The 13,651-nt window shown below is 66.8% G+C and carries 7 protein-coding genes; 3 read left to right on the top strand and 4 right to left on the bottom strand.

Annotated elements, in window-relative coordinates:
• Positions 1 to 302 precede the first annotated feature (302 nt).
• Together LQK81_RS23650 and LQK81_RS23645 are read left to right on the top strand one after the other, a co-directional pair.
• A complete protein-coding gene (locus tag LQK81_RS23650; RefSeq protein ID WP_230808872.1) occupies positions 303 to 1,556 on the top strand; it encodes a GAF domain-containing sensor histidine kinase in 1,254 nt (417 codons plus the stop codon).
• Positions 1,553 to 2,275 carry a response regulator transcription factor gene (locus LQK81_RS23645; protein WP_230808871.1) on the top strand — a complete coding sequence of 241 codons (723 nt, stop codon included), beginning with the start codon at positions 1,553 to 1,555 and terminating at the stop codon, positions 2,273 to 2,275. The genes LQK81_RS23650 and LQK81_RS23645 overlap by 4 nt, the downstream gene beginning before the upstream one ends.
• A gap of 107 nt (positions 2,276 to 2,382) precedes the next feature.
• Here the strand turns inward: LQK81_RS23645 and LQK81_RS23640 are convergent, their stop codons facing one another.
• From LQK81_RS23640 to LQK81_RS23625, 4 genes are all read right to left on the bottom strand, one after another.
• Entirely contained in the window at positions 2,383 to 7,017 is a 4,635-nt protein-coding gene (locus tag LQK81_RS23640; protein ID WP_230808870.1) for a hypothetical protein, read from the bottom strand.
• 200 nt (positions 7,018 to 7,217) lie between these two features.
• Positions 7,218 to 10,397 carry an efflux RND transporter permease subunit gene (locus LQK81_RS23635; RefSeq protein ID WP_230808869.1) on the bottom strand — a complete coding sequence of 1,060 codons (3,180 nt, stop codon included), beginning with the start codon at positions 10,395 to 10,397 and terminating at the stop codon, positions 7,218 to 7,220.
• 120 nt (positions 10,398 to 10,517) lie between these two features.
• Positions 10,518 to 11,699, bottom strand: a complete 1,182-nt coding sequence (locus tag LQK81_RS23630; RefSeq protein WP_230808868.1) for an efflux RND transporter periplasmic adaptor subunit — start codon at positions 11,697 to 11,699, stop codon at positions 10,518 to 10,520.
• 46 nt (positions 11,700 to 11,745) lie between these two features.
• The gene (locus LQK81_RS23625) at positions 11,746 to 12,558 is read right to left on the bottom strand and encodes an alpha/beta hydrolase fold domain-containing protein (RefSeq protein WP_230808923.1); all 813 of its coding nucleotides are present in this window, start codon (positions 12,556 to 12,558) and stop codon (positions 11,746 to 11,748) included.
• A gap of 162 nt (positions 12,559 to 12,720) precedes the next feature.
• Here LQK81_RS23625 and LQK81_RS23620 point away from each other — a divergent pair, with 162 nt between their 5' ends.
• Positions 12,721 to 13,623: a LysR family transcriptional regulator gene (locus LQK81_RS23620; RefSeq protein ID WP_230808867.1), complete on the top strand. Its 903-nt coding sequence runs from the start codon at positions 12,721 to 12,723 to the stop codon at positions 13,621 to 13,623.
• Positions 13,624 to 13,651: the final 28 nt, after the last annotated feature.

Here is a 13,651-nt window from a genome sequence, read left to right as displayed (position 1 = left end):
TCCTCCCTCAGGGATCCGTCCTTCGACCGGATCGCTTCATCGCCGGCGTCCAATGCGCAAGCCGATGAAAATTGTTCTTGCACTGAGCTTCCTCCTCTCAGTAAGGGCAGGATGAGCGAGAACGGGCGGTCTGTATAGGCGGCATGCGGCAAGTTGTTTGCGGGGATTGCGCGACAAGTTGCGGTTTCATGCAGGACGCGCGCAGCCCTTTGGCGCTTACTGGGAGATGCTGTCGCGGCGTTGAGGAGCGCACGGTCCAGAACCTGGTTCGGGTCCGGGCGACGGCGGGAGGAATTGCCGACATGCTGCACATGGCGCCGGCCGCACTGGTCGATCACTATCTCGGTATTTCCCGGCTGCTCGCCGGCCAGCTCGATTTCCGCTCGGCGATCCGGGCGGTCGCCGCCGAAGTGGCGCACATCATTCCGCACGACCATCTCGACGTCTGCATGCTGATGGTGGACGGCAACTACCACACCGCCTATGAGACCGGTATGGACACCGCCTGGGGCGACGTCGCCTCCGCCCCCGTCGCCAACAGCCCGATCCGCTCGCTGCTGCGGGGCGAGGTCGACTACATGCTGACCGACGACGCCATGGCCGATCCGCGCTTCCATTTCGAGGGCGCCTTCAAGCGGCCGATCGTCGAGCAGACCCTGCGCAGCCGGCTGCACGTGCCGCTGAAGGTGCAGGGCACCATCATCGCGGCACTCAGCTGCTCGTCGCAGAAGCCGGCCATCTACACGATGGAGGACGTCGACCGGGCGTGCATCATTGCCGACTTGCTGGCGCCCTATTTCTTCGCCCTGCGCGCGGCCGGGCAGGCGCAGCAGTCGGCGATCGTCGAGGCCGAGGCGCGGGCGCGCGAGGAGGGGCTGCGCCAGGGCGCGCTGAAGCTGACCGAGGCGCTGGAGCAGGAGCGCCAGCGCATCGGCATGGACCTCCACGACCAGACGCTGGCCGATCTCACCCGGCTGTCGCGACGGATCGACCGGCTGGTCAATTCGGACGAACTGACGGGGGCAGCACTCGAACCCGTCGCGCGCGGCCTGCAGCACTGCATGCAGGACCTGAGGCAGATCATCGAGGAGGCAAAGCCTTCGGTGCTTCAACTATTCGGCCTCGCCCAGGCACTGGAGAACCACCTCGACCGATCGGTCCGCGACAGCGGCACGCCGATCGAGTGGGCGTTGGTCGACGACACCGCGGGTGCGCTCGATGGCCTGGAGCCGACGGTCAGCGTCGCGCTCTTCCGCATCACCCAGGAGGCGATCAACAATGCCGTGCGCCACGCCCAGCCGATGTCGATCACCGTGCGGCTGCGGGTCGTCGGCGGCCAGGTCGAGATCGAGACATCGGACGACGGCTGCGGCGTGGCCGACAGGCGCGGGCGCATCGGCGGCGGTATCGACAACATGAAGACGCGGGCGCGGCTCATTTCGGCAAAATTCGCAATCGGCCCCGGACGCGGCAATCGCGGCACGACGGTTGCCGTACAACTACCACTCTGCCGGCCCGGCGTGGACGACGAAGCATCGATGAAGGACGCGCAATGAAGGTTCTGATCGTAGAGGACGACCCGCTGCACCGCTCGTATCTGCACGAGGCGGTCAGTTCGGCCCTTCCCGAATGCGACACGGTGATCGAGGCCGAGAACGGCATCGCCGGCGAAAGGCTCGCGAGAGACCATCGCTCCGCCCACATCGTCATGGACCTGCAGATGGCGAGCCGCAACGGCATCGAGGCCGCCCGCGCCATCTGGAAGGAGCGGCCCGAGACGCGCATCCTGTTCTGGTCCAACTATTCCGACGAGGCCTATGTGCGCGGCGTCTCCCGCATCGTCCCGGACGGCGCCGCCTACGGATACGTGCTGAAGTCGGCCTCCGACGAGCGGCTGAAACTGGCGCTGCGCTCGATCTTCATCGAAAGCCAGTGCGTGATCGACCGGGAGGTGCGCGGCCTCCAGCAGAAGAGCCTTAGCCACGCCCGCAGCTTCACCGATTCCGAATACGAGGTGCTCGTCGACATCGCGCTGGGCCTGACCGATCGCGCCATCGCACGGCGGCGGAACCTGTCGCTGCGCAGCGTGCAGAACCGGTTGCAGCACCTCTACGACAAGCTGGAGGTCTACCAGACCACCGCCGCCGACCCGGACGACAGCCGCTTCAACCTGCGCGCACGCGCCGTCACCGTCGCGTTCCTGAGAAAACTGCTGAACTACAGCGCCCTCGAGCGCGCCGAGGCGGAACTGCAGGACTGGCTGAAGGAACAATAGGACCGGGCCGGCCCAGTGTTCCTCCGGGAGGCCCTGACGGCCGCCAGGCTCCGGCCCGGCGTGCCTAGCCGTGGCCCGGCCCGTTTGTGCGGGCCGGGCGCAGGTCGTCAGAAGGCCTCGTAGGCCGCGATGATGGCCGCGATCTGCTGCGAGCTCAAGGCTTCCACCTGCGTGGTCGTGATCGCCTCCAGCTGTTCGCGCCTCAGGCTCTTGATGTTCATCACCGACAGGCCGGAGAGCGCGCTCGTGCTCATCGATGCGATATCCTCGGTCGAGAACGTCCTCAAGTTGTCGGAACTGAGGGCCGCCAGTTGCTCCGCGGTGAGACCGGCGACCTGGGCAGGCGTCAGGGCTTCGGCCTGTGCCGTGCTGAGCGCCGCGATCTGTGCCGTCGTCAGGCCGGCGATGGCGTTCGGCGTCAGGGCGGCGATCTGTTCGGTGGAGAGTGCAGGGATCTTGTCGGTCCCGAGCGCTGCGACCTGCAAGGCGTTCAGCGCACCGATCTGCCCCGGGGTCAGCGCACTGATCTGGTCGGAGCTCAAGGCCTTCAGCTGATAATAGGTCAGGCTCGAGATCTGTCCCGGCGTCAGGGCCGTCAGTTGCTCGTGATCGAGGGCCGCGATGTTCTCGGGCGACAGTCCCGTGATCGCAGCCGCGGTGATGGCCGCGATGTCGCCCGGCGAGAACGTCGCGAGATCGTCCGGGCCGAGCGCTGCGACCTGGGTCGCGGTCAGGGCGCCGATCTGGCTGGTGGTCAGCGCATCGACCTGCGCCGGCGACAGGGCGCCGATCTGCGCCGCCGTCAGGCCCGGAATGGCCTTCGTATCGAGGGCCGCGATCTGCTCGAGCGAAAGGGCGGCGATCCCCGCGCTCGTCAGCGCCGCGACCTGCGTTGCGCTCAGCGCCCGCACCTGCGCCGTCGTCAGGTTTCCGATCTGTTCCGGCGAAAGCGTCGCGATCAGCTCGGGCTTAAGCGCCGCGATCTGTGCCGTCGTCAGGCTGGCGACCTGTTCGGAGCTCAGGGACGCAAACTGCCCGGCCGACAGCCCTGCAATGCCGGCGGGACTGATCGCCGCCAGGTCGGCTGCCGAAAACGTCGCCAGATCCTCGGCGCTAAACGCTGCGACCTGCGTGGCCGTCAGCGCGGCGAGTTGCGCGGTCGAAAGTGCGTCCACCTGCGTCGGCGTCAGCGCGGCAATCTGCTCTGCGGTCAGTCCTGCGACCGTCTTCGGGTTCAGGGCCGCGATCTGCTCGGTGGAGAGCTCGGCAATCCGGTCCGGCGACAGCGCGGCGATCTGGGCCGCGGTAAGGGCACCGATCTGGGCCGTCGAAAGGGCCGCCAGCTGCGCAGCGGTCAGGGACTGAACCTGGCTCGGCTTGAGCGCGGCGATCTGGGCCACGGTCAACGCCTTCACCTGTTCGATGGGAAGACTGGAGAGATTCTCGTTCGAAAGCCCGGGGATAGCACCAGTGCCGATCGCCGGAATCTCGTCGGGCGAGATCGTCGCCAGTTGCTCCGGCGTCAGCGCGCCGAGCTGGGTTGCGGTCAGGGCCGCGATCTGGGCGGCCGTGAACGCATCGACCTGGCTCGGGGCCAGGCCTGCGATCTGGTCTGCCGTCAATCCCGGGATCGCCTTGGCGCTCAGGGCGGCGATCTGGTCGATGGAAAGGGCGGCGACGGCCTCGACCGGCAGGGCGGCAACCTGCGTGGCGCTCAGCGCCGCAACCTGCCCCGGCGACAGGACCTGCACCTGGGCCACGGTCAGGGCGCCGACCTGGGCGGGTTTCAGGGCGGCGATCTGGTTCGGGGTCAGCGATGCAACCTGGTCGAGATTGAGTGCGGCGATGTTCTCAGGCGTCAGGCCGGAGATCGCGCCTGCGGGGATCGCCGCGATTTCCTCGGGCGTGAAGGTCGCAAGGTCGTCCGCCTCCAGGGCCGCGACCTGCGCCGCAGTCATTCCGCCGATCTGGGCCGCCGTGAAGGCCTCGGTCTGCTCGGGGCTCAGGGCGGCCACCTGCGCGGCCGTGAAGCCGCTGATCGACTTGACGTTCAATGCGGCGATCTGCTCGGCCGAGAGCGCCTTGACGCTCTCGATTCCCAGCGCCGCCACCTGGGGGGCGCCAAGGGCACGGACCTGCCCGACCGTCAGCGCCTCGACCTGCGTCGGCGAGAACGCCGCGACCTGGGCCGGTTTCAGCGCCGCAATCTGCGTCGGCGTCAGCGCGGCGATCTGCTCGGGGCTCAGAAGGGCAATATTGGCGGCCGACAGGCCGGTAATTGCCTTGGCGTTGATGGCGGCGATGTCCGCCGGCGAGAACGTGGCCAGATCCTCCGGCTCGAGCGCGGCCAGCTGGGCCGCACTCAGGCCGCCCACCTGCGTGGACGTCAGGGCTTCCGCCTGCACCGGCGACAGGGCTGCGATCTGGGCGGCAGTGAGCCCTGCGATCGCCTTGGTGGTCAGGGCGGCAATCTGCTCCGGGGAAAGCGCCTGGATATTCTCGACGCCGAGGGCTGCGACCTGGGCTGCTGTCAGCGCACTGACCTGGGCAGGTTTCAGGGCCGCCATGTGGCTCGGCGACAGCGCTGCGACCTGCGTGGGCTTCAACGCAGCGATCTGAACGGCTGACAGCGCGGACATTTGCTCCGCCGACAGCAGGGCGACGTTTGCCGGGCTCAGCCCGGGGAGGGCCTTTGGACTGATCGCGGCGATATCCTGCGGCGAGAAGGTCGCGAGCGCCTCGGCGCTCAACGCCGCAAGCTGGGTGGAGGTGAGTGCGCTGATCTGCGCCGTAGACAGAGCATCGATCTGCTCGGGGGAGAGGGCTGCGACCTGGGCAGCGGTCAGGCCCGCGATCGCCCGCGTGGTGAGCGCTGAAATCTGCTGTTCGGACAGTGCACCGATCCGGTCGGCAGGCACGGCCGCGATCTGCGCAGCACTCAGGGCGCCGATCTGCGCCGGCGACAACTGCTCCAGCTGTGCCGACGATAGGGCGGCGATCTGGTTGGCCTTCAGGGCCGTCATCTGGGCCGGCGTCAGCGCGGAGACCTGTTCCAGGGTCAAGGCGGCGACGTCCTCGGGCGACAGGCCGGACAATGCGGCGGCACCGATCGCCTTGATCTGGGTGGGAGACAGGCTTTCGAGCTGTTCGACACTGAGCGCTGCTATCTGCTTGGAACTAAGATAGGCCACCTGCTGCGTCGTCAGCGATCCCGTCTGCGCAGGCGTCAGGGCGGCGATCTGCGTTGACGTCAGTCCGGCGACCGCCCTGGGGCTCAGCGCCGCAAGCTGGTCCACCGAAAGGGCCGCAATCCTGTCGGTCGGCAGGGCGGCGACCTGCGCGGCACTCAGGGTGCGGATCTGGGTCGTCGTCATCACTTCCAGCTGCGACGTGGTCAGAGCCGCGACCTGGCTGGGCTTCAACGCCGCGACCTGGGACGTCGTCAGGGCGGAGACCTGTTCCAACGTCAGGGCGGCGACATTGTCGGCGGACAGCCCCGAAAGGGCGACGGGCGTGATCGCGGCGATCTTGTCGGCCGAGAAGGTCGCCAGTTGCTCCGGCGTCAGCGCCGCGATCTGCTTGGCATTGAGCCGCGCCACCTGCGCCTTCGTCAGCGCCTCGGTCTGCTCGGGGCTCATCGACGAGATCTGGGCGGCGGTGAGGCCGGCGAGGGCATTGCCGCTGATCGCTGCGATCTGCTCGGCAGAAAATGCCGCGATGCTGCCGATCGGCAGGACGGCGAGTTGCGTCGACTTCAGTGCGGACACCTGCGCGGCCGACAGGGCGCCCACGTGTTCGGGCGTCAGCGCGGCGATCTGGCCCGTGCCCATGGCCCCGATCTGGGCAGGCGTCAGCGCCGAAACCTGTTCCAGGCTCAGGGTCGCGACATTCGCCGCGCTGAGGCCGACGATGGCCTTCGTGCTGATCGCCTTCATGTCGGCGGCGGAGAAGGTTCCCAGTTGCTCGGCGCTCAAGGCGCCGACCTGCTTCGAACTGAGGCTGGCGATCTGCGTCGGCGTCAGCGCGTCCGTCTGCTCCAGGCTCAGGGCCGCGACCTGGCCGACGGTGAGGCCGACGACCGCCTTCGTGCTCAAGGCCGCGATCTGCTCCGGCGAGAATGCCGCCAGGCTCTCGGTCGGCAGGGCCGCGACCTGGGTCGCCGTGAGCGCACCGATCTGGGCGGCGCTGAGGACACCGATATGGGCCGGCGTCAGGGCGGCGATCTGGTCGGCCTTCAGGGCGGCAATCTGCGCCGGCGTCATCGCGGCCACCTGTTCCGGGGTCAGCGATGCCAGCGCATCGGCCGACAGTCCGCGCAGCGCCGCCGGTGCAATGGCGGCGATGTCGGCGGCAGAGAAGGTGGCGAGATCCTCCTTGCTGAGCGCTCCGATCTGCGCCGCACTGAGGCTTGCGACCTGCGAGGCGGTCAGGGCTTCCGCCTGGGCGGTCGACAGGCCGACGATCTGAGTCGTGGTGAGCGCCGCCACCTGCGAGTTCGTCAGGTTTGCAATCTTGTCCGTCGAGATCGCCGCCAGCTGATCCAGGTTCAGCCCGATCACCGCCTTCGGCGACAGGGCCGACATCTGCGTATCGCTCAGGCTTGCGACGACGTTTGCCGAGAGAGCCGCCACCTGCGACGAGGACAGCGCGCCTGCCTGCGCCGTGGTTAGGGCTGCTGCGTCCTCTTCGGTCCAGGCCGCAATGGTCGAGGCCGGAAGGGCCCTGATCTGGTTGATGCTCATGGAAGAAACGATCGACGTCATATCTGCAAAGCCCTCAAATCAAAATCGCGCAATACAACCGACGGTTCACACCGCCGTGCCCTGCTTTAGAGACGCTGACTTGCCTGAGGCTGATTTTCGCGAATGGCGCAGAACGGAAAAACCCCGGGATGAGGACATCCCGGGGTCGCAGGCCCGACAAACGCTGGGGTTGTTCCGGTCTATTCCGCCGGTGCGGTCAGCAGGGTCGCCTCGCCGGACTGTTTCAGGGGGCGATCGCCGGTCAGGCGGCGAACCAGCACGTAGAAGACCGGGGTCATGAAGATGCCGAACAGGGTGACGCCGATCATGCCGGAGAAGACGGCGATGCCCATGGCGGCGCGCATCTCTGCACCCGCCCCCGTCGAGATGACGAGCGGCACGACGCCCATGATGAAGGCCGCCGAGGTCATCAGGATCGGCCGCAACCGCAGCCGGCTCGCCTCGATCGCCGCCTTGACCGGGGAACGGCCCTCGAATTCGAGTTCCCGGGCGAACTCGACGATCAGGATCGCGTTTTTCGCCGATAGCCCCACGAGCACGATCAGGCCGATCTGGGTGAAGATGTTGTTGTCTCCGCCCGTGAGCCAGACGCCGGTCAGCGCCGCCAAGAGGCCCATCGGCACGATCAGGATGATCGCAATCGGCAGGGTGAGGCTTTCATACTGCGCCGCAAGCACCAGATAGACGAGCAGCAGCGCCAGCGGGAAGACGATCACGCCCGAATTGCCGGCCAGGATCTGCTGGTAGGTCAGGTCCGTCCATTCGAAGCCGATCCCAGGCGGCAGGGTCTCGTCGGCGATCCGTTCGACCGCCGCCTGCGCCTGACCGGAGGAGAAACCCGGTGCCGGCCCGCCATTGATGTCGGCGGCGAGGAAGCCGTTATAGCGCGTGGTGCGCTCCGGCCCCGTGGTCGCCTCGACCTTCAGCAGCGTGGCGAGCGGGATCATTTCTCCGGACTGGGAGCGGACCTTCAAGGCGCCGATGTCCTCCGCATGGGCGCGGAACCGCGCGTCCGCCTGGACGCGCACGCTGTAGGTACGGCCGAAGGCATTGAAGTCGTTGACGTAGAGCGAACCGAGATAGATCTGCAGCGTCTCGAAGACGTCGGTCACCGACACGCCGAGCTGCTCCGCCTTCTCGCGGTCGAGGTCGGCGTAGAGCTGGGGCACGTTGATCTGGAAGCTCGAGAACAGGCCCGCGAGCTCCGGCGTCTGGTATGCCTGGGCGAGGAAGGCCTTGGTCGCCTCGTCCAGCGCCTGGTAGCCGAGACCGGCCCTGTCCTCGATCTGCAGCTTGAAGCCGCCGGTGGTGCCGAGCCCCTGGACGGGCGGCGGCGGGAACATCGCGATGAAGGCGTCCTGGATCGCCCCGAACTTCTGGTTCAGCTGCATGGCGATCGCGTCCGCGGACAACTCCGGCGTGGTGCGCTCCTCGAACGGGGCAAGGCCGACGAAGACGATCCCGGCATTCGAGCCGTTGGTGAAGCCGTTGATCGAGAGACCCGGAAACGCGATGGCATGTTCCACGCCGGGCTGGGCGAGGGTGATCTCGCTCATCCGCTCGATCACGTCCTCGGTCCTGTCGAGGGTGGCCGCGTCGGGCAGTTGCGCGAACCCGATCAGGTACTGCTTGTCCTGCGCCGGCACGAAACCGCCGGGAACGGCCTGGAACAACTGATAGGTGGCCCCCAGCAGCACCAGGTAGATCACCATGACGATGCTCTTGCGCGACAGGATCGCGCCCACCCCGCGGCCATAGGCGTTGGAACTCGCGCCGAACGCCCGGTTGAAGCCGCGGAAGAACCAGCCGAGCGTCCGGTCCATGAACCGCGTGAACCAGTCCTTCTTGGCGTGGTGGTCCTTCAGAAGCAGTGCCGAAAGCGCCGGCGACAGCGTCAAAGAGTTGATCGCCGAGATCACCGTCGAGATCGCGATCGTCAGCGCGAACTGGCGATAGAACTGGCCGGTCAGGCCGGTGATGAAGGCAAGCGGCACGAACACGGCGACGAGCACGAGCGCGATCGCGATGATCGGGCCGGACACCTCGCGCATGGCGCGGTAGGTCGCCTCCCGCGGCGACAGTCCGTTTTCGATGTTGCGCTCGACGTTCTCGACGACCACGATCGCATCGTCGACGACGATGCCGATGGCCAGCACCAGCCCGAACAGGCTGAGCGCATTGATGGAGAAGCCGAAGACGTACATCACGCCGAAGGTGCCGATGATCGAGACCGGCACGGCGAGCAGCGGAATGATCGACGCGCGCCAGGTCTGCAGGAACAGGATCACGACGAGAACGACGAGCGCGATCGCCTCCAGCAGGGTGTGGACGACCTTGTCGATGGAGGCCCGCACGAACTGGGTGGTATCGTAGACGATGTCGTAGCGCACGCCTTCCGGCATCGCGATCTGCAGTTCGTTCATCGTCGCCGTGACCTGGTCGGAAATCTCGATCGCGTTCGAGCCCGGCGCTTGGAAGACGGGGATCGCCACGGCGGCCTTGTTGTCGAGCAGCGAACGCAGCGAGTAGTCGGCGGCGCCGAGCTCGATGCGGGCGACGTCCTGCAGGCGGGTGATGGCGCCGTTCTGGCCGCTCTTGACGATGATGCGGCCGAATTCCTCCGGCGACTGCAGGCGGCCCTGCGCGTTGACGGAGAGCTGGAGGTCCAGCCCGTCGACGCTCGGCGAGGCGCCGATCACGCCGGCTGCGGCCTGGACGTTCTGCTGGCGTATGGCCGCCACGACGTCGCTTGCCGCAAGCCCACGCTCGGCCGCCTTCTGCGGATCAATCCACACGCGCATGGAATAGTCGCCGGAACCGAAGATTTGCACCTGGCCGACGCCGTCGATGCGGGCCAGCCGGTCCTTGACGTTGAGCACGGCATAATTGCGCAGGTAGGTGATGTCATAGCGGTCGTCGGGCGAGCTGAGATGGATCACCATCATCAGGTCGGGCGAGCTTTTCACGGTGGTGATGCCCAGCGCACGCACTTCGCTCGGTAGCCGCGGCTCGGCCTGGCTGACGCGGTTCTGCACGAGCTGCTGCGCCTTGTCGGGATCGGTGCCGAGCGCGAAGGTCACCGTCAGCGTCATCACGCCGTCGGCGGTCGCCTGGCTCGACATGTAGAGCATGTCCTCGACGCCGTTGATCTGTTCCTCGAGCGGCGTTGCCACCGTCTCGGCGATCACCTTGGGGTTGGCGCCGGGATAGGTCGCCCTGACGACGACGGACGGCGGAACGACTTCGGGATATTCCGAGATCGGCAGGGATCGCATGCCGATCAGGCCGGCGATGACGATCAGCAGCGACAGCACGCCGGCAAAGACGGGGCGGTCGACGAAGAACCGTGAGATATTCATGGCGATACCCTCTCCAAAGGGCTGGACAAGGGACGCAAGGTCCCCGGCTTGCGGCCGGCGGCCACAGGCGAAGTGGAAAGATCGAGAATGCCGGCGGGCGCGGCCCGCCGGTCCTGGAAGCTACTGGGCCGCCGCGACTTCCGTCTGGGGATCGACGACGACGCCGGCGCGGACGCGCTGCAAGCCGTTGACGATGATCCGGTCGCCGGGCGAAAGCCCCTTCTCGACGATGCGCATGCCCTCCACCGACGCGCCGAGCTGGACCTGGCGGTAGGTGACGGTGTTGCCGTCATCGACGACGAAGACGAACTTCTTGTCCTGATCCGTGCCGACGGCGCGTTCGCTGACCATCAACCGGTCCTCGGCCTTCGGCTCGCCCAGGCGGATGCGGACGAACTGGCCGGGGATGAGACGGTTGCCGGGATTGTCGAAGACCGCGCGGACGCGGATGGTGCCGCTTTGCGCATCCACCTCGTTGTCGATGAGCTGGAGCTTGCCGACGAGCGGGGTGCCCTCGTCGCCGAGCGTGCCGATCTCGACTGGAACCTGGTCGATCGCGGCAAGCCCGTTCTCGGTCCCGGGAAGCTCGGCGAGCGTGCGCGCCACCAGTTCCTCGTTGGCGTTGAAGCTCGCATAGATCGGGCCGGAAGAGACCAGCGTCGTCAGGGCCGGGGAAACCGATCCTGCGGCGACGAGGTTGCCGGCGGTGATTTCCAGCTTGCCGACCCGCCCGGAGATCGGCGCGCGGATCTCGGTATAGCCGAGATCGAGGCGTGCGGTGGTCAGTGCCGCCTCGGCCGCCTGCAGGTTGGCCAGCGCCTCGCTGCGAAGGCTCTGGCGCTGGGCGAAGTCGCTGTCGGAAATCGTGTTCTTCGCGACCAGCCTGCGGCCGCGCTCGAGTTCCGTATCGGCGAGGTCGAGCTTGGCGCGAGCAGACGCGAGGAGGCCCTCGGCCTGGGCGACCGCCGCCTCGAAGGGCGCCGGGTCGATCTTGACGAGCAGGTCGCCGGCCTTAACGAGCGCACCTTCCCTGAAATGTGCCGACTGGATGGCGCCGGCGACGCGGGAGCGGACCTCCACACGGTCGACCGCCTCCAGCCTGCCGGAAAACTCCTGCCAGGTGGTGACGCTGCGCGGCTGGACGGCGACGACGGTGACCGGCACGGCCGGGGCCGGGGCGGCGGCCTCGGGCGTCGCATGCGCATCCGGAGTAAGATCGAGGTGCAAGGCTGCGCCGGAAACGGACGCAAAAATCCCCAGGCCGGCGCCCCACAGGGCCCAGCGTCTCTTGTTCGACGACATGGCTATCTCCTTGAAGTCCTAGATAGGACCGGTCTCTTGTCTCAAATCAGGAGGTCCTGCTCTGCAGTTCCCCGATAAAGTCTTCAAATTCCCTGCGCAGCTCGTCCGGGGGCGCACAGCCCTCCGCCCGGTCCGCGCCGTATATCTGCGTCCAGCCCCTGCAGGCCGGAAGTATGCGGCTCTTCACTCTCACGCCGGCGGCCGAGAGGCGAGCGGCGTAACCGGCCGCCTCATCCCGCAACGGGTCGTCCGCAGACGTCAGGATGAGTGCGGGAGCCACTCCTGACAGACGCGAACAGTGGCCCGGCGCGGCATAGGGGTGGCAATACCCCCCGCCGGAACCGAGATAGTGGTTCCAGCCTTCCGTCCACCTTTCCCGCATTCCGGCCCCGTCCGCCTCGCGGAAGGAAGCCGTGGCCATCAGCGGGTCGATCAGCGGCGACAGAAGGATCTGGCCGTCGATCTCGCCCGGCATCTGGTCGCGCGCCTTCAGCGCCACGCCCGCCGCCAGGTTGCCGCCGGCCTCTTCGCCGGCGACGAGCAGCAGCGAACGCTGGCTGCCGAACTGCTTGCGCTTGCCGCTCAGGCAACGCAACGCCGAAAAGGCGAACTCGAGCGCCTTCGGAAAGACGTTCTCCGAGGGCTTTGCATAGTCCGCCTCGACGACGACGGCACCGGAATTGGCGAACGACCTTGCAATCGGGCTTTCGCCATTCCTATCTCTGTCCAGAAAGGCGCCGCCGCTGAAATACAGGACGAGCGGGGGCGCCTTTGCGCGGGTGGCACTGTCGTAGATGCGGATCGGCATGTAGCGCTCCGCCGCACCGTCGACTTCCATGTCCCGCCATTCGCTGTTCATGGCTCTGGCCTTTCGCATACAACCTGCTTCCGGAAGGGAAGGGTGCCTGCTCAACTTGAATCCCATATGATTATTCCAGCCCGTCCGGATAAGGGCAAAAATATGGGCATCACTGTTCCATATTTCGAATAATAGTGCATTGCAGCGAAAAGGACTGCGGACTTGGACCAGCTTTCAGCGATGCGGGTATTCGTTCGGGTGGTGGAAACGGGCAATTTTTCGCGCGCCGCCACCGCTCTCAACATGCCCAAGACCACCGTCACCAACCTCATCCAGGGACTGGAGGCGCACCTGCGCACCACGCTTCTGAACCGTACCACGCGGCGGGTCATGGTGACCACCGACGGCGCGCTCTATTACGAACGGGCCACGCAGATCCTGTCAGAAATCGAGGAACTGGACGGATCGCTCTCCCATTCGCAGGCCCAACCGTCCGGACGCCTGCGCGTCGAGATGGCCGGCGCCTTTGCCGACCTCCTGGTCGTTCCGGCACTGTGCGATTTTCACACGCGCTACCCACAGATCCATATCGACCTCGGCGTCGGTGACCGCCTGGTGGACTATATCGCCGAGAACGTCGATTGCGCCCTGCGCGCCGGAACGCCCAGCGACCAGTCGCTGATCGCGCGCAAGGTCTCGGAGATGCAGATGATCACCTGCGCGTCGCCTGACTATGTCGAAAGAAACGGCCTGCCGTCGGAACCGGAAGACCTGACGCGCGACGACCACTTCGCCGTCGGCTACCTCCAGGCCCAGGCCGGACGGATCCTGCCGATGGAATTCACCAGGAACGGCGAGACGAAGGAGATCGTGCCCCGCTACGTCGTGTCCGCCAATGATGCCCGCACCTACATGACCGCCATCCTGGCGGGGTTCGGCGTGGCGCAGGTGCCTCTCTTCATGGCGCGCGAGGCGCTTGCCGACGGGCGGCTGGTGCCGGTCCTGACAGACTGGAGCTGTGAGCCGCTCCAGCTCTACGTCGTCTATCCGCAGACCCGCCACCTGAGCAACAAGGTGCGCGTCTTTGTCGACTGGCTGGTCAAGCTCGTGCGGACCCTTGACTAGAGTTTGTCAGGGAAAAGTGGAATCCAGC

Source organism: Rhizobium sp. GN54 (assembly GCF_021026345.1).
Classification (GTDB): domain Bacteria; phylum Pseudomonadota; class Alphaproteobacteria; order Rhizobiales; family Rhizobiaceae; genus Mycoplana.
This window is presented reverse-complemented; position numbering and strand designations above follow the sequence as displayed.

Excerpts from the sequence above, each read along its gene's own strand:
- LQK81_RS23640 (WP_230808870.1), bottom strand. The coding sequence starts at position 7,017 with ATGAGCATCAACCAGATCAGGGCCCTTCCGGCCTCGACCATTGCGGCC.
- LQK81_RS23645 (WP_230808871.1), top strand. The coding sequence starts at position 1,553 with ATGAAGGTTCTGATCGTAGAGGACGACCCGCTGCACCGCTCGTATCTG.
- LQK81_RS23635 (WP_230808869.1), bottom strand. The coding sequence starts at position 10,397 with ATGAATATCTCACGGTTCTTCGTCGACCGCCCCGTCTTTGCCGGCGTG.
- LQK81_RS23650 (WP_230808872.1), top strand. The coding sequence starts at position 303 with ATGCTGCACATGGCGCCGGCCGCACTGGTCGATCACTATCTCGGTATT.
- LQK81_RS23630 (WP_230808868.1), bottom strand. The coding sequence starts at position 11,699 with ATGTCGTCGAACAAGAGACGCTGGGCCCTGTGGGGCGCCGGCCTGGGG.
- LQK81_RS23625 (WP_230808923.1), bottom strand. The coding sequence starts at position 12,558 with ATGAACAGCGAATGGCGGGACATGGAAGTCGACGGTGCGGCGGAGCGC.